At 44.7% G+C, this 19,704-nt stretch carries 17 protein-coding genes; 10 read left to right on the forward strand and 7 right to left on the reverse strand.

What is annotated here, in order from left to right:
- The first annotated feature begins 4 nt into the window (after positions 1-4).
- The 3 genes from recF to VTH8203_RS12700 all read left to right on the forward strand — a co-directional run bounded on the left by recF (position 5) and on the right by VTH8203_RS12700 (position 4,309).
- A complete protein-coding gene (recF, locus tag VTH8203_RS12690) occupies positions 5-1,087 on the forward strand; it encodes a DNA replication/repair protein RecF (RefSeq protein WP_096994002.1) in 1,083 nt (360 codons plus the stop codon).
- A gap of 12 nt (positions 1,088-1,099) precedes the next feature.
- The gene (gyrB, locus tag VTH8203_RS12695) at positions 1,100-3,517 is read left to right on the forward strand and encodes a DNA topoisomerase (ATP-hydrolyzing) subunit B (protein WP_096994003.1); all 2,418 of its coding nucleotides are present in this window, start codon (positions 1,100-1,102) and stop codon (positions 3,515-3,517) included.
- A 357-nt stretch (positions 3,518-3,874) separates the two neighbouring features.
- Positions 3,875-4,309: an Hsp20 family protein gene (locus VTH8203_RS12700; RefSeq protein WP_096994004.1), complete on the forward strand. Its 435-nt coding sequence runs from the start codon at positions 3,875-3,877 to the stop codon at positions 4,307-4,309.
- Between the two features lie 66 nt (positions 4,310-4,375).
- On the opposite strand, the gene VTH8203_RS12705 is transcribed toward VTH8203_RS12700, so the two are convergent.
- The 3 genes from VTH8203_RS12705 to glyQ all read right to left on the reverse strand — a co-directional run bounded on the left by VTH8203_RS12705 (position 4,376) and on the right by glyQ (position 8,795).
- Positions 4,376-5,626, reverse strand: coding sequence for a valine--pyruvate transaminase (locus VTH8203_RS12705; protein WP_096994005.1), 1,251 nt, complete (start codon positions 5,624-5,626; stop codon positions 4,376-4,378).
- Positions 5,627-5,801: 175 nt separating this feature from the next.
- Positions 5,802-7,868, reverse strand: a complete 2,067-nt coding sequence (glyS, locus tag VTH8203_RS12710; protein ID WP_096994006.1) for a glycine--tRNA ligase subunit beta — start codon at positions 7,866-7,868, stop codon at positions 5,802-5,804.
- Positions 7,869-7,886: 18 nt separating this feature from the next.
- Positions 7,887-8,795 (reverse strand): glycine--tRNA ligase subunit alpha, encoded by a 909-nt coding sequence (gene glyQ / locus VTH8203_RS12715; protein ID WP_096994007.1) that lies wholly within the window; start codon positions 8,793-8,795, stop codon positions 7,887-7,889.
- 403 nt (positions 8,796-9,198) lie between these two features.
- On the opposite strand from glyQ, the gene VTH8203_RS12720 reads away from it, so the two are divergent.
- Both VTH8203_RS12720 and VTH8203_RS12725 read left to right on the forward strand, forming a co-directional pair.
- Entirely contained in the window at positions 9,199-9,753 is a 555-nt protein-coding gene (locus tag VTH8203_RS12720) for a TMEM165/GDT1 family protein (protein ID WP_096994008.1), read from the forward strand.
- A gap of 141 nt (positions 9,754-9,894) precedes the next feature.
- Positions 9,895-10,155: a hypothetical protein gene (locus tag VTH8203_RS12725; protein ID WP_096994009.1), complete on the forward strand. Its 261-nt coding sequence runs from the start codon at positions 9,895-9,897 to the stop codon at positions 10,153-10,155.
- 59 nt (positions 10,156-10,214) lie between these two features.
- On the opposite strand, the gene tusA is transcribed toward VTH8203_RS12725, so the two are convergent.
- The gene (tusA, locus tag VTH8203_RS12730; RefSeq protein ID WP_096994010.1) at positions 10,215-10,463 is read right to left on the reverse strand and encodes a sulfurtransferase TusA; all 249 of its coding nucleotides are present in this window, start codon (positions 10,461-10,463) and stop codon (positions 10,215-10,217) included.
- Positions 10,464-10,596: 133 nt separating this feature from the next.
- Here tusA and VTH8203_RS12735 point away from each other — a divergent pair, with 133 nt between their 5' ends.
- Positions 10,597-10,782, forward strand: coding sequence for a hypothetical protein (locus VTH8203_RS12735; RefSeq protein WP_096994011.1), 186 nt, complete (start codon positions 10,597-10,599; stop codon positions 10,780-10,782).
- A 171-nt stretch (positions 10,783-10,953) separates the two neighbouring features.
- Positions 10,954-11,895: a LysR family transcriptional regulator gene (locus VTH8203_RS12740; protein ID WP_096994012.1), complete on the forward strand. Its 942-nt coding sequence runs from the start codon at positions 10,954-10,956 to the stop codon at positions 11,893-11,895.
- Between the two features lie 45 nt (positions 11,896-11,940).
- Here VTH8203_RS12740 and acuI read toward each other — a convergent pair whose 3' ends face one another.
- The 3 genes from acuI to fadB all read right to left on the reverse strand — a co-directional run bounded on the left by acuI (position 11,941) and on the right by fadB (position 16,430).
- On the reverse strand, positions 11,941-12,921 hold the full coding sequence (acuI, locus tag VTH8203_RS12745) for an acrylyl-CoA reductase (NADPH) (protein ID WP_096994013.1): 981 nt from the start codon (positions 12,919-12,921) through the stop codon (positions 11,941-11,943).
- A 150-nt stretch (positions 12,922-13,071) separates the two neighbouring features.
- Positions 13,072-14,235: an acetyl-CoA C-acyltransferase FadA gene (gene fadA, locus VTH8203_RS12750; RefSeq protein ID WP_096994014.1), complete on the reverse strand. Its 1,164-nt coding sequence runs from the start codon at positions 14,233-14,235 to the stop codon at positions 13,072-13,074.
- Positions 14,236-14,261: 26 nt separating this feature from the next.
- Complete coding sequence (gene fadB, locus VTH8203_RS12755) at positions 14,262-16,430, reverse strand: fatty acid oxidation complex subunit alpha FadB (RefSeq protein ID WP_096994015.1); 2,169 nt, start codon at positions 16,428-16,430, stop codon at positions 14,262-14,264.
- A gap of 220 nt (positions 16,431-16,650) precedes the next feature.
- Here fadB and VTH8203_RS12760 point away from each other — a divergent pair, with 220 nt between their 5' ends.
- The 3 genes from VTH8203_RS12760 to hemG are packed head-to-tail and all read left to right on the forward strand — an operon-like array spanning position 16,651 to position 19,321.
- Positions 16,651-17,274 carry a YigZ family protein gene (locus tag VTH8203_RS12760; protein WP_096994016.1) on the forward strand — a complete coding sequence of 208 codons (624 nt, stop codon included), beginning with the start codon at positions 16,651-16,653 and terminating at the stop codon, positions 17,272-17,274.
- A 32-nt stretch (positions 17,275-17,306) separates the two neighbouring features.
- Positions 17,307-18,764 (forward strand): TrkH family potassium uptake protein, encoded by a 1,458-nt coding sequence (locus tag VTH8203_RS12765; RefSeq protein ID WP_096994017.1) that lies wholly within the window; start codon positions 17,307-17,309, stop codon positions 18,762-18,764.
- Between the two features lie 29 nt (positions 18,765-18,793).
- Positions 18,794-19,321: a menaquinone-dependent protoporphyrinogen IX dehydrogenase gene (gene hemG, locus VTH8203_RS12770; protein ID WP_096994018.1), complete on the forward strand. Its 528-nt coding sequence runs from the start codon at positions 18,794-18,796 to the stop codon at positions 19,319-19,321.
- The last annotated feature ends 383 nt before the right edge of the window (positions 19,322-19,704 follow it).

Raw genomic sequence — 19,704 nt, forward strand, 5'->3', positions numbered from 1 at the left:
AGTTATGCCGCTTACGCGCTTAATCGTACAGCAATTTCGCAATATTAAAGCCTGTGATATAGAACTATCTACAGGCTTTAACTTTATTATTGGTCCCAATGGCAGTGGCAAAACCAGTGTATTGGAAGCCATCTATCTACTCGGTCATGGGCGCTCTTTTAAGAGCTCATTGACCGGACGAGTGATTCAAAATGACTGCCAAGATCTGTTTGTTCATGGCCGTTTTTTGAACTCGGACCAATTTGAGATACCCGTTGGCATTAATAAGCAGCGTGATGGCTCAACTGAGGTTAAAATAGGCGGTCAATCTGGGCAAAAGTTAGCTCAGCTTGCCAAGGTGTTACCGCTGCAATTAATTCACCCTGAAGGGTTTGAATTACTAACAGATGGACCTAAATTTCGTCGCGCTTTTATCGATTGGGGTGTGTTTCACTCTGAACCCGGCTTTCATGAAGCGTGGGGAAGATTTAAGCGTCTAAGTAAGCAGCGTAATGCTCTACTTAAAACTGCAACCAGTTATCGAGAATTAAGTTATTGGGACCGTGATTTGGCCCAGCTGGCAGAACAAATTGATAACTGGCGTCGGTGCTACGTCGAACAGATGCAGCCTCTAGCTGAGGAAATGTGTCTGTCGTTTTTACCAGAGTTTGAAATCAAGCTTGGCTACTATCGTGGTTGGGAAAAAGACACGCCCTATGCAGAGTTCTTAGAGCGTAACTTTGAACGAGACCAAAGTTTGGGGTACACCTTTAGTGGCCCTAACAAAGCCGATTTAAGAATAAAGGTGAACAACACACCGGTAGAGGATGTGTTGTCTCGAGGTCAATTAAAACTGATGATGTGCGCACTGCGTTTAGCGCAAGGGCAGCATCTAGCGGAATTGACCGGTAAGCAATGTATCTATTTGATAGATGACTTTGCTTCAGAATTAGATAGCCTTCGTCGTAAACGCTTAGCGGACTACCTAAAGCAGACGAAAGCTCAAGTTTTTGTAAGTTCTATTACCCAAAGCCAAGTCGCCGATATGATTGGCGAAAATGGCAAGATGTTTCATGTGGAACATGGCACAATAGAACCAGGTAAATAGTGAGAGAAACTCATGTCAGAAAATTACGATTCATCGAGTATTAAGGTACTAAAGGGTCTGGATGCAGTACGTAAGCGTCCAGGAATGTACATTGGTGACACGGACGATGGAACCGGTCTGCACCACATGGTTTTTGAGGTGGTTGATAACTCAATTGATGAAGCGTTGGCTGGTCACTGTAACGACATTATCGTGACGATCCATGAGGACAACTCAGTTTCTGTTAGCGATGATGGTCGTGGTATCCCGACGGAAATGCACCCAGAAGAGCAGGTTTCTGCTGCGGAAGTTATCATGACGGTACTTCACGCGGGTGGTAAGTTCGATGATAACTCATACAAAGTATCAGGTGGTCTGCACGGTGTAGGTGTATCGGTAGTAAACGCACTATCAAAGAAAGTTACACTAACGATTCATCGTGGCGGCAAAATTCATACTCAAACATATCATCATGGCGAGCCTGAAGCACCACTAGCCGTTATTGGTGATACAGATAGAACGGGTACAGAAATCCGTTTTTGGCCAAGCGAAGAAACCTTCACTAACATTGAATTCCACTACGATATCCTAGCCAAGCGTCTACGTGAGCTATCGTTCCTTAACTCTGGTGTGTCTATCAAACTGATTGATAAGCGCGAAGAAGACAAAATGGATCACTTCATGTTTGAAGGCGGTATCCAAGCGTTTGTTGAACACTTAAACACCAACAAAACACCTATCATTCAAAAAATCTTCCACTTCGACAACGAGCGTGAAGATGGCATTACCGTTGAAGTTGCGATGCAATGGAACGATGGTTACCAAGAAAATATTTACTGCTTCACCAACAACATCCCTCAGCGTGATGGTGGTACGCACTTAGCGGGTTTCCGTGCTGCGCTAACACGTACGCTTAATACTTTCATGGATAAAGAAGGTTTCTCGAAGAAAGCGAAAACAGCAACATCTGGTGATGATGCTCGTGAAGGCCTGACGGCTATCGTTTCGGTGAAGGTACCAGATCCTAAATTCTCGAGCCAAACTAAAGACAAGTTGGTTTCATCAGAGGTGAAGTCCGCCGTTGAATCTGCAATGGGTGAGAAACTGTCGGAGTTCTTGATTGAGAACCCAGGTGAAGCGAAGATTGTTTGTACTAAGATCATCGATGCTGCTCGTGCTCGTGATGCTGCGCGTAAAGCTCGTGAGATGACGCGTCGTAAAGGTGCTCTAGATTTAGCGGGTCTACCAGGTAAGCTGGCGGACTGCCAAGAGAAAGACCCAGCGCTTTCTGAACTATACATAGTGGAGGGTGACTCTGCGGGCGGTAGTGCTAAGCAGGGTCGTAACCGTAAGAATCAGGCGATTCTTCCACTTAAAGGTAAAATCCTTAACGTAGAAAAAGCGCGCTTCGACAAAATGTTGTCTTCTCAGGAAGTCGCAACACTGATCACAGCACTTGGTTGTGGTATTGGTCGTGATGAGTACAACCCAGATAAACTGCGTTATCACAACATCATTATTATGACCGATGCGGACGTGGATGGTTCTCACATCCGTACTCTGCTATTAACGTTCTTCTATCGTCAAATGCCAGAGCTTATTGAGCGTGGCTATGTCTACATTGCTCAGCCACCACTTTACAAAGTGAAGAAAGGTAAGCAAGAGCAGTATATTAAAGACGAAGACGCCATGAATCAGTATCAAGTGTCTTTGGCGCTAGATAATGCAGCGCTGCACGTCAATGCACAAGCACCCGCATTAGCTGGTGAAGCGCTTGAGAAGTTAGTTCAGCAATACAACGCTGCGGCTAAGACGGTTGATCGTATGAGTCGCCGTTACCCACATGCGATGGTTGGTGAGTTCATGTATGTGCCTCGTTTGACAGAAGAACAATGTCAGGACACGTCAGTTGTTGAAGCATGGGCTAAGCAATTAGTCGAGCAGCTCAACAGCAAAGAGGTTGGTGCAAGCCAATACAGTTATGAAGTAGAGCAACATGCTGAGTTGGGTGTTAATCTACCTAAAGTTGTGGTTCGTACTCATGGCGTTACCCATGAGCACGTCATTAGCGTTGATTTGCTAAATTCGAGAGAGTATCGCCAGCTGGCAGAGACTTCAGAAGCTCTAGATGGCTTGATTGAAGAGGGTGCATATATCAAACGTGGTGAGCGTACTCAAGAGGTTTCTAGCTTCGTTAATGCGCTTGAATGGTTAATCAAAGAGTCGCGCCGTGGTTTAAGTCTGCAGCGTTATAAAGGTCTAGGCGAAATGAACCCAGATCAGCTTTGGGAAACCACAATGGACCCTGAAACGCGTCGTATGATGCAGGTGACTATTGAAGATGCGGTAGGAGCGGATCAGCTGTTTACGACATTGATGGGTGACCAAGTTGAGCCTCGTCGTAACTTTATCGAAGAGAACGCACTGAAAGTTGCAAACCTAGACGTATAAGTTAGCTAGGTTATTCTACTGAACAAAAAACGCTACCAGTATGGTGGCGTTTTTTTATTATTTACACTCAGCATACAGCGCGTAATACAGCCTCTTTTGACAAAAATTAGATCACTACCCTTGAATGTAGAACGCATCACCCCTATATAAAGTAAAGAAGAGGATGCCAACAAATGGACCTCGTAAATTGCTGACTTCTTATTGCTCAAGAGAGGATAGGGTGGCAGCGCACTATTTAGATTGATTCCAACTTATGTCCCTTTGCTGGTTTATCAGCAAAGATTAGGGAATAAGCCGTGAATCCACTTAGTCTTTGTAACAAAGAACTAAGACTATTGCTTACTTGAGGATAGTAATATGAGAACTGTAGATTTCACTCCTTTATACCGTAACGCAATCGGCTTTGATCGTCTTTTTAATATGATGGAAGCGAATACCGCGAAAAATTCTTCTGGTGGTTACCCTCCATACAACATCGAACAACAAGATGAGAATCACTTCCGCATCACTATGGCTGTGGCTGGTTTTGCTGAAGAGCAACTCGATCTTACTCAAAAAGAGAACCTATTGATTGTTAAGGGCGAGCGTAAAGCTGAAGAAGGTAAAAACTATGTTTACCAAGGCATCGCAGAGCGCGACTTTGAGCGTAAGTTCCAGCTAGCAGACTATGTGAAAGTGGTTGGTGCAAGCATGGAAAATGGCTTGCTTCACGTTGACCTAGAGCGTGAAATACCAGAAGCGATGAAACCGCGTAAAATTGAGATCGGTGGTAATAAACTGATCGAAGGCTAATCATTTGCCTTGAAATCATACTCGGAAATAAAGAGTGAAAGAGCGCCAGAAGGCGCTCTTTTGGGTTTAAGCTTCAGCGTAGGCTTTCGCGACTTCTTCGGCAATGATAGCGATCCCTTGCTGCATTTTTTCATCGTCTTGTACATAGTTCATACGTAAGCACTGATGCGCATGATCCCACTCGTCTTCTTGACCAATAAAGAAGTATTCACCAGGAACAATTAATACACCACGGTCTTTCAGTCGTTGGTATAGCGCCATGGTGGTAATCGGTAATTCATCAAACCAAAGCCATAAGAAAATAGCTCCCTCTGGTTTGTGAATTCTAAAACGTGGGTCGGTGATGGCTGATTGCAGTAATTCTACCGCACGCAGTGATTTCTGCTGATAGAAAGGTTTAATGACATTCGAGCTTAAATCCAGCAGATCGCCTTTTTCAATCATATGGTTGGCAAGCGCAGGGCCAAAACTCCCTGGAGCAAGACTAATGATGCCATTCATATTGGTCATCGCTTGTGTGACTTCTTCACTCGCAATAACAATGCCACAGCGCAGGCCTGGTAACCCAAGCTTAGATAGGCTCATACATAGAATGGTATTCTCATTCCAAAATGGTTCGACATCTTCAAAAATGATGTTTGGGAATGGCAGACCATAAGCATTATCAATAATCAGTGGGATATTGTTGGCGCGAGCCAGTTTATCGAGCTTGTGGATCTCTTCGTCAGTCAGTACGTTGCCCGTTGGGTTGGTTGGACGCGATGCGCAAATGGCAGCGACGGAATCATCTATCTTCAGGTGCTCAAAATCGACATGGTATTTGAATAAGCCACCGTCGAGTAATTCTATCTCTGGGTGATAAGAGACGAAGATATCTTCATCAATGCCCGCGTCACCATAGCCAATATACTCTGGGGCAATCGGCAATAGAATTTTCTTGTGCGAGCCATCGGGTTGTTTACCTGCAAGCAAGTTGAACAGATAGAAAAAACCACTCTGACTGCCATTGGTTAAGCTGATGTTCTTTTCTGTAATTGTCCAGCCATAGGTGTCACGCAGCAGCTTAGCAAGCGCTTTAACAAAAGCATCTTTTCCTTGTGGGCCATCATAGTTAGCTATCGCCGCGACGAGATCGCCATTGGCAAGGATATTGGCACTGGCTTGGTGAAAGTACTCGAGCATGGCTGGGATGGCGGCTGGGTTACCACCACCGAGCATAATGGCACCTGGAGTGCGGAGGCCATCATTAAGATCATCCATTAATTGGGTAATACCTGAGTAACGATTAAATTTTTCACCAAACTTAGAAAATTGCATTGCTGTACCTAGTTCATTGTGTTCACTTGTTATATTTTTTCGGTTTTTTATCCTGCTGGTGGCAAGATTAATCTTTGAACATACATTAATGAAACTGTGAGTCAAAGCACTATTTGTAGTGGGAATAAAAAAAAGCCCAGTTGGGTAACTGGGCTTTTGCAACTTTTCTAGTAAATTACTTTTGAATCAGAGAGATATCAGCAATTTGCAAGAATAGGTTACGTAGGTTGTTCAGCAGTGTTAGGCGGTTTTTCTTCAGCGCCTCATCGTCTGCCATTACCATTACATTGTCGAAGAAAGCATCAACCGGTTCACGAAGATCAGCTAGCTTGCTTAGCGCTTCTTGGTAGTTACCTGTAGCGAAAGCCGGCTCCAGTGCTTCTGTCATGACTTCTACGTTTTCTGCCAATACTTTTTCAGCATCTTCTTGTAGAAGTGCAAGGTCGATATCAGCTGCGAGTTCACCATCAAACTTGGCAAGGATATTACCCACACGCTTGTTTGCTGCTGCTAGTGATTCTGCCGCTTCCAATTCACGGAAGTGAGATACCGCTTTCACACGCTGGTCAAAATCAGCAGGTTTAGTTGGACGACGTGCCAATACCGCTTGGATAATGTCGACGCTGAAACCTTCGTCTTTATACCATGCGTTGAAACGACCCAGCATGAATTCAAGCACGTCTTCTTCAACATTTGCATTGGTTAACTTGTCGCCAAACAAAGATTTTGCTTTTGCGATAAGGTCTGTAAGGTCTAGGTTGTAGCCGTTTTCTACGATAATACGTAGCACACCTAGCGATGCACGACGAAGTGCAAATGGGTCAGAGCCCTTAGGTGCTTGGCCAATACCGAAGATACCCACAATCGTATCTAGCTTGTCTGCCATTGCGACAGCTGATGAGATACCTGTGCTCGGTAGTTCATCACCAGCGAAACGAGGCATGTATTGCTCGTAAAGCGCTAAAGCCACTTGCTCATCTTCACCATCGTGTGTGGCATAGTGCATACCCATCACACCTTGAGTATCGGTAAATTCGAATACCATCGATGTCATTAGGTCACATTTAGCCAGCAGACCTGCACGCTTAGATTTTTCAACGTCAGCGTCGATTTGCTCAGCAATGTAGCCAGCAAGCTCGGTGATACGGTCTGTCTTATCTTTGATAGTACCAAGCTGCTTCTGGAAGATAGCTTGCTCTAACTCAGGTAGACGGTCGATAAGCGGGCGCTTACGATCGGTGTTAAAGAAGAACTCAGCGTCGGCTAGACGAGGACGGACAACTTTCTCGTTACCTTCGATAACGTAGCGAGGCTCTTTCGATTCGATATTAGAAACGAAGATGAAGTTTGGTAGTAGCTTCTTGTTCTCGTCGTAAACAGGGAAGTATTTTTGGTCACCCTTCATGGTGTAAACCAACGCTTCAGACGGTACTTTTAGGAACTCTTCTTCAAATTTGGCTGTGAGAACGACTGGCCATTCAACCAGAGACGTCACTTCTTCGACTAAGTCATCTTCAAGATCCGCGACACCGCCAACCGCTGCTGCTGCTTTTTGCGAGTCTGCTAGGATGATGGCCTTACGTGCTTCATAATCTGCCATTACCTTACCGCGCTCTTCTAGAATTGCTGGGTATTGCTCTGCAGATTCGATAGTGAACTCTTGTTCACCCATAAAACGGTGACCACGGATCGTGCGATCAGAGGCAACACCTAGGATTTCGCCTTCAATAAGGTCAGAACCCATCAGCATTGTCAGTGTTTTAACTGGTCGGATAAATTGAGTGGTTTTATCACCCCAACGCATTGGTTTTGCAATCGGTAGATTGGCGAGTGCTTTCGCCGCAAGTTCAACGATGATCTCAGACGTTGCCTGACCTTTCATCTCTTGCTTGAATAGTAGCCATTCACCTTTATCTGTGACTAAGCGTTCTGCTTGATCAACGGTGATGCCGTTACCACGAGCCCAGCCTTGTGCTGCTTTCGTTGCATTACCATCGGCATCGAAAGCTACCGATACAGCAGGACCGCGCTTTTCTACGACTTTGTCAGCTTGGCCTTCAGCCAATGCTGCAACCTTAAGCGCTAAGCGACGAGGAGCGGCATACCATTTCACACCTTCGTGTGTTAAGTTGGCTTCTTTCAGTTCAGACTCAAAGTTTGCTGCAAATGCTTCAGCAAGAGTACGAAGTTGCGTTGGTGGTAGCTCTTCAGTACCAAGTTCAATTAAAAATTCTTTTGCCATGATTACTGTCTCCTCGCCTTATTTCTTACACATTGGGAAGCCAAGTGCTTCACGTGATGCGTAGTATGCTTCTGCTACTGACTTAGTCAGGTTGCGGATGCGAAGAATGTAACGTTGGCGCTCTGTCACAGAAATAGCTTTACGAGCATCAAGCAAGTTGAATGCGTGAGCTGCTTTTAGGATGCGCTCGTAAGCTGGAAGAGGAAGAGGTTTCTCTAACTCTAACAGCTTTTTGGTTTCTTTCTCACACTGATCGAAGTACGAAAATAAGAAATCAACGTCAGCATGCTCGAAGTTGTAAGTGGATTGCTCAACTTCGTTCTGATGGAAGATATCACCGTAAGTCACGGCGCTGCCGTCTGGCGCAATGTTCCATACTAGGTCGTAGACAGAGTCAACTTCTTGGATATACATAGCAAGGCGCTCGATACCATAGGTGATTTCACCTGTTACAGGCTTACACTCTAGGCCGCCAACCTGTTGGAAGTAAGTAAACTGCGTCACTTCCATGCCGTTTAACCAAACTTCCCAACCAAGGCCCCATGCACCTAGCGTTGGGTTTTCCCAGTTGTCTTCTACGAAGCGAATATCATGAACTAACGGATCGACACCAAGCACCTCTAGTGAGCCTAGATACAACTCCTGAATGTTATCTGGAGAAGGCTTTAGCGCTACCTGAAATTGATAGTAGTGCTGTAGTCGGTTCGGGTTTTCACCATAGCGACCATCAGTAGGACGACGAGATGGTTGGACATAGGCTGTCGACATTGGCTCTGGGCCAAGTGCGCGCAGACATGTCATTGGGTGAGAGGTGCCCGCACCTACTTCCATATCTAGAGGTTGTACAATAGTACAGCCGTTTTGTGCCCAATAATCCTGCAGCGCGAGGATCATTCCCTGGAAGGTTTTGATATCGTATTTTTGCATAGTCAATTCGCGCGATTCTTTATCTGAAAAAGGTAAAAATAACGATCAAGTATACCCAGTAATTCCTTAGGGGAGTAGGGGTAAAAGTGGTTAATTAATCGTCATTACGCGAAAAAAGGTCAGATTTTCTATTTTATCTTCGGACCAAGAGTCTAGAGAGGGTATCATGGTTGAATTTGGCGAGTAGTGTGATTACAATATCGACATCTCTGGGGAGTAGCTTATTCTGGCTTTAACATGAGTCAGAATTCGTTCGTCAACATAATTGGTGCAAAATCACCGTGGCGTTCGAGACTTGTGCCAGCAAGTTTAGCAAGACCATAGATAAGTACCGTGAACCGGGGTGGGGCGCGAGGCTTGTCTATAGGTTAAAAACTACAATCTCTGCCCCTTAGAGCATGTCGTGAGCGTTTTAGCTATTTCAATTACTACCGTCGCCTTAGCTGAGATTGGGGATAAAACCCAACTTCTCTCATTTCTATTGGCCAGTCGTTACCGTAAACCTTTTCCCATTATTGCTGCCATTTTTTTTGCCACAATTGCCAACCATGCGCTCGCCGCTTGGTTAGGTGTCGTTGTCGCTGATCATCTTTCTCCGCAGGTATTAAAATGGGTACTGGTCGTCAGCTTTTTAGCGATGGCTGCGTGGGTGTTGATTCCTGATAAATTAGATGAACAAGAGAGCCTTTCTAATCGAGGGCCTTTTATGGCCAGTTTCATTGCATTTTTTATTGCTGAAATTGGCGATAAAACGCAAATTGCGACATCAATATTAGGGGCACAGTACGCTGATGCGCTGATGATGGTCATTCTGGGGACGACGATTGGTATGTTGTTAGCAAATGTTCCTGTGGTCTTGATAGGTAAGTTTTCTGCTGACCGACTCCCCCTTGATTGGATACGCCGTATTACCGCAATACTGTTTGTGGCTTTAGCCGTTGGCTCGATTGCTTTTTAATAACAATATCAAGTAACTACTAAGAAATTACTTAAGATCAAACTCTGATTCAAATCTAACGAATTTCGTGATGGATGACATATTAGTATCACAATTGTCATGCTACTTTAATCATGTGGATCCTAGCGAGAGGGCAACATTATGCTTACACGTTACACAGGAATGACCGCAAAAAGTCAAAGTTATTTGTTCACATTTGGGTTTGTGTTGACGGTCCTTGGAATGGCATTGACCGATATGTGGACGCCTATGGTTGTTGGCGCCATTGTTATGGCAGGACTCTCTGTTGAGTCGTGGATTAGAGTGCAACACTTGATTCCCATGCATAATGAGATGCGTGCAATGCAAAAGCAGATTAGGCAATTGCAAGCGGAAGTCAGAACGCTTGAATATGATGAATAGTAAAAAGGCTGCATGATGCAGCCTTTTTTGATTCTTTAAGCGAGACCTTTTTTGATTCTTTAAGCGAGACCTTTCTTGATTAAGTAAAGGTAAGGTATGGATTCCGTTTGCGAGCCGAGTAATTGATGATCCATAAAACGGCAGAAGCTTGGGATATCTCTCGTAGTAGAGGGATCGTCTGCTTTCACTAACAACACTTCCCCTTGTTCCATCTTACGAATTGTCTTCCTGACCATCATCACGGGCTCTGGGCAGCGCAAGCCTTCTGCTTCTAAAGTCTGCGTGGCGAGTTCGGTATTGATTGTCATGATGTGCTCTTATCTATAAAAAACAGCTCAAATTCTACTTATGAAGAAAAAATATGCAATAACTCTTGGCAAATCGATTTTTTTGTTTTAACTTTATTTAACAAGTTGGTAACAAAGAGGCGAAGGAGTAGCTATGTTGACCGCTTTAGATAGATTGACCATTTATTCGGTGCTTTGCTTTATTGCCTTCTGTGCCTTGGTATTAAAGACTTCATCAGAGACCAGTTTCTTTCCTTTAATTGGATTGAGCGCTTCAATTTTTGGGATCTGGATTGAAATGAGACGCTGGCAAGATGTTTCAGAAGAACAAGAAAATTAACATTCTATAAACATCTGGCTAATATAGATTTCTGACACTATACGACATTCCGACACTATCCCCATTTTCTTGGGCTTCCCCGCTGTGAAAGGCGGGATTTTTTTTATCTGAAGCCCAGTAAACTTATCTAGGCTCGGTGTACACTATAAAAGAACCCATTAGGACGTGTTTATGGAACTCGAAGAAATCTATCGTCGTGACCTGAATCTGTTGGTTGCGTTAAAAGTGTTGGTTGAAGAAGGTAGTGTTAGTCAAGCCGCTGTGCGTTTAAACCTCAGTCAGTCTGCAACCAGTCGTGTTTTAGGTCGATTGAGAGATTTACTGGGCGACCCACTATTTACTCGCCAAGGACAGCGAATTATTCCAACCAGTAAAGCTCTAGAAATCTGCAAACAAATTGATGCGCCGTTAGAATCGTTCCGTCAATTGCTAACGCCAAGCGAGTTCAATCCATATTACTGTAACGAGCGTTTTCTGATTGCTACAACGGACTACGCTATGCAGACCATACTTCCCTATGCTTTACCTAAGGTCTATCAACAAGCGCCGAATATCTCGTTAGAGTTTGCGCCGCTTCAACACGAAAATCTCTTTAAGCAGCTGAGTACCGACAAGGTTGATATGGCTATCTGTCGACCATCGGGGTCCGTGTCGCCGCTGCATCAAGACATATTAGGTCCCGTAGGTGTATCGTGTTTGGTGTCTAAACAGCATCCTCTCGCGGATAAACCCTTGTCCCTAGAAGACTATATCCATGCTCCTCATGCCATGATTGCGATAAGCAATGGCGTTAAATCTTTACTTGATGCTGCGTTAGTCAATCAAAAGCCAAGACGAATGGTCTTACGTGCCTATCATCTTGAAGCCGCGCTGGCGATTGTTGATGCGATGCCACTTATCATCACCGTTCCTGCCGATTTGGCGTATTTGGTTGCGGAGCGTTATGACTTAGTTATTAAGCCTCTGCCATTTGCGTTTACACCGTTCGATTACTCTTTGATTTGGCACTCGCGTTGCGATACATCTGAATCACAACAATGGTTGCGAAAAGTGTTGAAACAAGAGTGTGGTGAGTTGATCGCTAAACGTATTGAAGATGTGGGTTTGGGATAAACAAAAGGCCGACATTAGTCGGCCTTAAAACGTATGATTTAACGTTTAGATTTTGATGGTCACACGGCCTGTAATAGCGCCATTAGTGATATCTTCTGCTGCTTGAATAGCGTCTTCTAGTGCCATAGTTTTGCTCGCTTGTGCGTAATATGACTCAGGAAGCAAAGTAGCAAGTTGTTCCCATGCTTTAACGCGTTTTTCGCGAGGACACATTACTGAATCAACACCTTGTAGGCGAACGTTACGCAAAATGAATGGCATAACCGTCGTTGGTAAATCGAAACCGCCAGCAAGACCACATGCCGCAACCACACCGTTATAGTTCATTTGGGCCAATACTTTCGCTAGAAGTTTGCTACCTACAGTATCAACTGCTGCAGCCCAAACTTGACGCTCAAGTGGTTTAGCTGGCTCTTCAAGTTCACTACGCTCAACAATGCGAGAAGCGCCAAGAGAAGTCAGTAATTCACCGTTTTCTGAAGCGCGGCCTGTTACAGCGGCAACTTTATAACCTAGTTGGTTTAGTAGTGTGACAGAGACACTACCTACGCCACCACTTGCGCCAGTCACTAAGACTTCACCATCTTCTGGTTTGACACCAGCATCAACGATAGCTTGCACACAAAGCATTGCCGTAAAACCAGCAGTACCGATAGCCATCACTTTCTCAGCGTCTAGACCTGCTGGTAATGGTACTAACCAGTCACCGTTTAAGCTTGCTTTCTCAGCCATGCCACCCCAGTGATTCTCACCGACCCCCCAGCCAGTGAGAACCACTCCGTCGCCTTCCTTGTAACGAGGGTCATCAGATTGAGACACTACGCCAGAAAGATCGATACCCGGTACCATTGGGAAATTGTGGATAATTTTACCTTTACCAGTAATTGCCAACCCATCTTTGTAGTTCAAAGATGAATATTTTACATCTATTTTTACATTACCTTCTGGAAGTTGAGACTCATCTATTTGTGAAATAGTAGCGATTGTTTTTTTATCTTCTTGATTAAGTAACAGTGCTTTGAACATGTTTGTCTCCAATGAGTTGACGTGTTATCTGCTGCAAAGTGTAGGCGACAAATTCACAAAAAAAAATGAAACTTGAACATTTGATGCATGCGTTTTATGCATAAATAAAAACAGCCCCGCAAGCGGAGCTGTTTGGTGGTCGAAATTGGGCTATGGACGTTCAAATATGGTCGCGATGCCCTGACCTAAACCAATACACATAGTGGCTAGACCAATCTTCGCATCTTTGCTTTCCATGATATTGATGAGTGTAGTGGATATGCGAGAGCCTGAGCAGCCCAACGGGTGCCCAAGCGCGATGGCACCACCGTTAAGGTTAACTTTCTCGTCAACCACATCCAATAGACCGAGATCCTTAGCACATGGTAGTGACTGAGCGGCAAATGCCTCATTAAGCTCAACAATATCAATATCATCCATTGTTAAACCAGCACGTTTTAACGCCTTTTGAGTCGCGGGTACTGGGCCGTAACCCATAATAGATGGATCGCAACCAGCAATAGCCATTGAGCGGATTTTTGCACGAATTGGCAGACCCAGTTCGTTGGCTTTTTCCTCACTCATGATCAACATGGCAGAAGCACCATCAGACAGTGCGGATGATGTCCCAGCTGTGACGGTGCCGTTTACCGGGTCAAATACAGGGCGAAGCTTAGATAGACCTTCTACGTTAGTTTCCGGACGGATGACTTCATCGTAATCTAAAGTGAACAGAGACCCGTCCTCTGCGTGACCTTCTGTTGGTAGGATTTCGTTTTTAAAGCGACCTTCTACCGTGGCAGCTTGTGCTCGCTGATGACTACGAGCAGCAAATTCATCTTGCTGCTCACGACTAATACCATGCAGTTTACCTAACATCTCGGCGGTTAAACCCATCATGCCGGCTGCTTTTGCAACGTTCTTTGACAACTGTGGATGAAAGTCAACGCCGTGAGTCATTGGGACGTGTCCCATATGCTCTACACCACCGATAAGGCAGATTTCTGCGTCGCCTACCATGATAGAGCGTGCTGCATCATGCAGAGCCTGCATTGATGAACCACACAAGCGGTTAACGGTAACCGCACCTATTTCTATCGGTAAGCCTGCGAGTAATGCAGCGTTACGCGCCACGTTAAAGCCTTGCTCTAATGTTTGCTGTACGCAGCCCCAATAGATATCTTCAATTTCTTCTGGTTTGACTTGTGGGTTGCGAGCCAAAATCCCTTTCATAAGATGCGCTGATAGATCTTCAGCACGTTGATGTCTAAATGCACCACCTTTGGAACGACCCATCGGTGTGCGAAGACAATCAACAACGACAACATTTTTCATTTTGATATTCCTCTTCCAATGGATAATTACAGTGAGCCAGTTTGCTGAAGTTCATAGAAGCGCTTACCAGAGCTTGCCATGTCTACTAGCGACTGAGGGACTTTGTACATTGCACCCAATGACTCGTACTGTTTTGCCATTGCTACGTAATTATCGATACCAATGCTATCTAGGTAACGGAATACACCACCACGGAATGGAGGGAAGCCCAGCCCATATACCAGAGCCATGTCTGCTTCTTGAGGTGTGGCAATGATGCCTTCTTCTAAGCAAAGGGCCACTTCATTGATCATTGGAATCATCATACGTTGAATGATGGTATCGTCATCAAACGCCTGACTTGGTTTACAAACCGGTTCTAGCAAGCTGGTGACGTCTTCGCTTGGTGCTTTCTTCGGTCGGCCACGTTTGTCTGTAGTATAGGCATAGAAGCCAGAGCCATTTTTCTGACCGTAGCGAGTATTGCTAAAGAGAACATCGATTGCATCGCGCTCTTCTTTAGCCATACGCTCAGGGAATCCTTCCGCCATTACCGCTTGAGCGTGATGAGCGGTATCAATACCAACCACATCAAGTAAGTAAGCAGGACCCATCGGCCAGCCAAACTTGCGTTCCATAACCTTATCAATCTGAATAAAGTCTGCACCATCACTTAATAGCTGACTGAAGCCGCCAAAGTATGGGAAGAGTACGCGGTTAACAAAGAACCCTGGGCAATCATTAACCACGATTGGCGATTTCCCCATTTTTGCTGCGTAAGCCACAACACGATTAATGGTTTCTTCTGACGTGTGCTCACCTCGAATGATTTCGACCAGTGGCATACGATGTACTGGATTAAAGAAGTGCATGCCACAGAAGTTTTCTGGGCGTTTGAGTGATTTTGCAAGGACATTAATAGGAATCGTCGACGTATTCGATGCAATAACAGTATTCTCACCGACCAATCCTTCGACTTCGCTCAATACTGACGCCTTGATCTTTGGATTCTCAACCACAGCCTCGACAATCACATCGCTCTGCTCTATGCCAGCGTAATGAAGGCTTGGAGTGATAGATGCCAAAACGCCAGCCATCTTAAAGCCATCAATACGACCGCGTTGCAAGCGTTTGTTGAGCAGTTTGGATGCTTCAGTCATACCAAGTTCTAAAGAAGCTTGAGCAATATCTTTCATGATGACGGGTACGCCTTTAAGCGCAGACTGATAAGCAATACCGCCACCCATGATACCAGCACCTAGTACGGCAGCACGTTCGGTGTCTTTACCTGATTTCGCAGCTTTCTTAGCAAGACCTTTAATATATTGATCGTTAAGGAAGATACCTACTAGTGCGTTAGCTACATCAGAGCCTGCCAGTTGTATAAAGTAATTTGCTTCCACATCAAGTGCCTGATCTCGGCCAGAGCGAGCAGCTTCTTCAATCGCTTTTACTGCAGCCATTGGTGCTGGATAATGTGGACCGGCTTTTTGAGCAACAAGGCCTTTAGCCATGGTGAAGCTCATCATCGCTTCAAGCTTACTCAGTGTCAGTGGAGACACTTTCGCTTGGCGGCGCGCTTTCCAATCGATTTTCTCATTGATGGCTAATTGAATTGTGTTAAGTGCAGATTCATACAGGGCATCGGTTTCGACGATGGCGTCGAGTAAACCAAGCTTGAGCGCTTCACCTGAGCGACATGCTTTACCTTGTGTGATGATTTCCATCGCGCTATCGGCACCAATGAGGCGTGGTAGACGCACGGTACCGCCAAAGCCAGGCATAATGCCAAGTTTTGTCTCTGGAAGGCCGATGCTGGTGGTTTTGTCACCAATTCTAAAATCTGTGGCTAATACACACTCACAACCGCCACCAAGCGTGTGACCTTTTAGGGCTGAAAGTGTCGGAACGGGTAGGTCTTCTAACTTATTGAAGATACTATTTGCAAAACCAAGCCACTCTTTGAGCTCTTCTTTTGGTTTGGCAAACAATCCTAAGAATTCCGTGATATCAGCGCCAACGATAAATGCGCTTTTATCTGTAGTGAGGATGAGACCCTTTAAATCATTCCATGCTGCAAGAGCATCAAGTGCTTTGTCTAGGGCTTCAAGAGTAGCCAGATCAAGTTTATTGACCGACTGGGGAGAGCTAAAACACAGTTCGGCGATGCCGTTGTGTACTTCCTTTACCTGTAGGGTTTCAGATTGGTAAATCATTGTCATTCTCCGTGACAGACAATCCGTGATTGTGCGAAAGCGGTAGTTATTGTTTTTTCTTCTGGTTAGACCAGTTGTCTAATATTGAACCGCATTGAATTTAATTTCAATACATTTTTTAAACAACTGTTTAACATTATGACCAGGGTCCAATCTTGGAGTCAATCCTATTTGCCCGTGTTAGAATACCCCTTTTAGGCTACAGATCTCATAAATCCTAATGAACTCAACTGCATACTTGATACCAGAGCACTCGGTGATTTTTGAAGAAGAAATCAAAAAGAGTGTCTTCATCACACAAATTGCCCATACGCCGAGTATTGAAAGTGCTAAAGCTTTTATCGATGGTGTGAAGAAAGAACACAGCAATGCGAGACATAATTGCTGGGGTTTTGTCGCAGGTCGTCCTGAGAATTCAATGATGTGGGGATTTAGCGATGATGGAGAACCATCAGGGACAGCCGGAAAACCCATCTTGGCGCAACTGAGTGGCTCTGGGATTGGAGAGCTGGCGGCAGTGGTTACCCGTTATTATGGTGGAATTAGGCTAGGAACAGGGGGATTGGTCAAAGCTTATGGTGGAGGTGTTCAACAAGCACTTAAGCTGATTCAAACAATCGAAAAAAAAATCACCACACAATTACGACTAGAGTTAGACTATGCATTTGTAGCTACCGCTCAGTCTGAACTTAGTAAATTCTCTGCAGTAGAAGTAGAGTCCTACTATAGCGATACAGTTACCCTTATTGTCGAAGTTGAGGTGAATAAGGTTGATGCACTCACACAAAGCATAATAAATAAAAGTGGAGCCAAGACCATGGTTTCTCCTGTCGAACACAACTAGGACGTAACGAAGCGTAGCTTCATTCAAAATATATGCAATTTCGATCCATAATCCGCATTGTAGGGCTTCTATTAGCGCTGTTTAGTGTTTCAATGTTGGCACCAGCTTTGGTCGCGCTCATCTATCGTGATGGTGCGGGTGTGCCTTTTGTTACCACCTTTTTTGTGTTGTTAATGTGTGGTGCCTTTTTCTGGTTCCCTAATCGACGTCACAAGCATGAACTTAAAGCGAGAGATGGCTTCCTTATTGTCGTTTTGTTTTGGACGGTAATTGGCAGTGCTGGTGCTTTACCGTTCCTTATCTCAGATTTCCCTAATGTATCGATAACAGATGCGTTCTTTGAATCTTTCTCGGCTTTAACCACGACGGGCGCGACTGTGATTGTCGGGCTGGATGAATTACCCAAAGCGATACTGTTTTATCGCCAACTTCTGCAGTGGTTTGGAGGAATGGGGATCATTGTACTCGCCGTGGCCATTTTACCTGTACTGGGCATCGGTGGTATGCAGCTATACAGAGCAGAAATTCCTGGACCAGTAAAAGACAGCAAAATGACGCCTCGAATTGCTGAGACAGCAAAGGCGCTTTGGTACATCTACTTGAGCTTGACTATTGCTTGTGCTGCTGCGTTCTGGGTAGCTGGTATGACACCGTTTGATGCGATAGCCCACAGTTTCTCGACGATTGCGATAGGCGGATTCTCTACTCACGATGCGAGTATGGGGTATTTTGATAGCCATGCTATTAACATGATTACTGTGGTATTCCTGCTTATATCTGCATGTAACTACTCATTGCACTTTGCTGCCTTTGCTTCTGGTGGCGTACATCCTAAGTACTATTGGAAAGACCCAGAATTTAGAGCGTTTATCTTTATTCAAGTGGTGTTGTTCCTGATTTGCTTCCTTATTCTATTGAAGCATCACTCTTACAACTCAGTTTACGATGCATTTGATCAGGCTCTGTTCCAGTCTGTATCCATCTCGACGACAGCTGGTTTTACGACAACCGGCTTTTCCGAGTGGCCGTTGTTTCTACCAGTATTGCTATTGTTCTCCTCCTTTATTGGAGGCTGTGCGGGTTCGACAGGTGGTGGTATGAAGGTAATTCGTATCCTATTGCTTACTTTGCAGGGGGCTCGTGAGATGAAACGTCTCGTGCACCCAAGGGCGGTATATACTATTAAGGTAGGCGGGAGCGCCCTTCCTCAACGAGTAGTCGATGCAGTTTGGGGGTTCTTTTCAGCCTATGCACTGGTATTTGTCGTCTGTATGTTGGCGCTTATTGCCACCGGTATGGATGAATTGAGTGCGTTTTCGGCCGTAGCTGCAACGCTAAATAATCTCGGACCGGGGCTAGGTGAAGTGGCTGTCCACTTTGGAGAGGTCAATGATAGTGCGAAGTGGGTGCTTATCGTTTCGATGCTATTTGGTCGACTTGAAGTATTTACCCTTCTTATTTTATTAACTCCTGCATTTTGGCGTAGTTAAGCGGCCTATGATTAGGTAAAGGAAACATCGTGGAAAAAATTCTCTATCTCTATTCTTCTCGAGAAGGACAAACGACAAAAATTATCACTCGTATCGCAGAGCATTTAGGTGACAGCAATGCCACTATCGTGAATCTGCATGAAGAGATGAGTATTAATCTTGAAGAATTTGACAAAGTGTTGATTGGAGCATCGATTCGCTATGGGCGTCTTAATAAAAAGCTCTACCAGTTTCTAACGGCTAATAGTGCCAAGTTAAGTTCAATGAAAGCAGCATTTTTCTGCGTTAACCTAACGGCGAGAAAAGAACAACAAGGAAAAGACACACCCGAAGGCAGTGTCTATGTTCAAACCTTCTTGAAAAAGTCACCTTGGCAACCAGAACTGATCGGTGTGTTTGCGGGGGCATTGTATTACCCTCGTTATAATTCGTTCGACCGCTTTATGATTAAACTGATTATGACGATGACGGGTGGGGAGACGGATACTTCAAAAGAAGTGGAGTATACGAACTGGGACAAAGTGAGTGTGTTTGCAGAGAAATTTGCCCAGCTCTAACAAGAAAATGTCGATTTTTACGTCGTTTTGATTTGATTTTAATCGAACGATAAAAAAATGCGAAAAACTTCAAAAAAAGGGTTGCCAAGAAGATTTCGATCTCTATAATGCCCCCTCGCTGACACGGGAACGCAGACGAAAGTTCGCATTCGGTCAGAAGGTCTCAAGCTTCTAAGAAGCTTAGCAAAATAAGTTGAAAAAAGTGGTTGACACGACAACTTATCTCGCTAAAATGGCCGTCCGTTTTGAGTGAAGCTCAAAACAAGCTCTTTAACAATATAAACCTATCAATCTGTGTGGGCACTCGTTGATGATAATCAAATTAGATATTTCTCTTAATAAAGAGCGGTATCAAATTAGGTTTCAATGAAACGAAGTGACCA

The organism is Vibrio thalassae (assembly GCF_900089835.1).
GTDB lineage: Bacteria > Pseudomonadota > Gammaproteobacteria > Enterobacterales > Vibrionaceae > Vibrio > Vibrio thalassae.

Bases quoted from the DNA above. Each gene is read 5' to 3' on its own strand.
- recF (WP_096994002.1), top strand. From the start codon at position 5: ATGCCGCTTACGCGCTTAATCGTACAGCAATTTCGCAATATTAAAGCC.
- VTH8203_RS12760 (WP_096994016.1), top strand. From the start codon at position 16,651: ATGAACTCAACTGCATACTTGATACCAGAGCACTCGGTGATTTTTGAA.
- VTH8203_RS12735 (WP_096994011.1), top strand. From the start codon at position 10,597: ATGTTGACCGCTTTAGATAGATTGACCATTTATTCGGTGCTTTGCTTT.
- acuI (WP_096994013.1), bottom strand. From the start codon at position 12,921: ATGTTCAAAGCACTGTTACTTAATCAAGAAGATAAAAAAACAATCGCT.
- fadB (WP_096994015.1), bottom strand. From the start codon at position 16,430: ATGATTTACCAATCTGAAACCCTACAGGTAAAGGAAGTACACAACGGC.
- tusA (WP_096994010.1), bottom strand. From the start codon at position 10,463: ATGACAATCAATACCGAACTCGCCACGCAGACTTTAGAAGCAGAAGGC.
- VTH8203_RS12705 (WP_096994005.1), bottom strand. From the start codon at position 5,626: ATGCAATTTTCTAAGTTTGGTGAAAAATTTAATCGTTACTCAGGTATT.
- gyrB (WP_096994003.1), top strand. From the start codon at position 1,100: ATGTCAGAAAATTACGATTCATCGAGTATTAAGGTACTAAAGGGTCTG.
- glyQ (WP_096994007.1), bottom strand. From the start codon at position 8,795: ATGCAAAAATACGATATCAAAACCTTCCAGGGAATGATCCTCGCGCTG.
- VTH8203_RS12725 (WP_096994009.1), top strand. From the start codon at position 9,895: ATGCTTACACGTTACACAGGAATGACCGCAAAAAGTCAAAGTTATTTG.
- glyS (WP_096994006.1), bottom strand. From the start codon at position 7,868: ATGGCAAAAGAATTTTTAATTGAACTTGGTACTGAAGAGCTACCACCA.
- VTH8203_RS12765 (WP_096994017.1), top strand. From the start codon at position 17,307: ATGCAATTTCGATCCATAATCCGCATTGTAGGGCTTCTATTAGCGCTG.
- VTH8203_RS12740 (WP_096994012.1), top strand. From the start codon at position 10,954: ATGGAACTCGAAGAAATCTATCGTCGTGACCTGAATCTGTTGGTTGCG.
- VTH8203_RS12700 (WP_096994004.1), top strand. From the start codon at position 3,875: ATGAGAACTGTAGATTTCACTCCTTTATACCGTAACGCAATCGGCTTT.
- fadA (WP_096994014.1), bottom strand. From the start codon at position 14,235: ATGAAAAATGTTGTCGTTGTTGATTGTCTTCGCACACCGATGGGTCGT.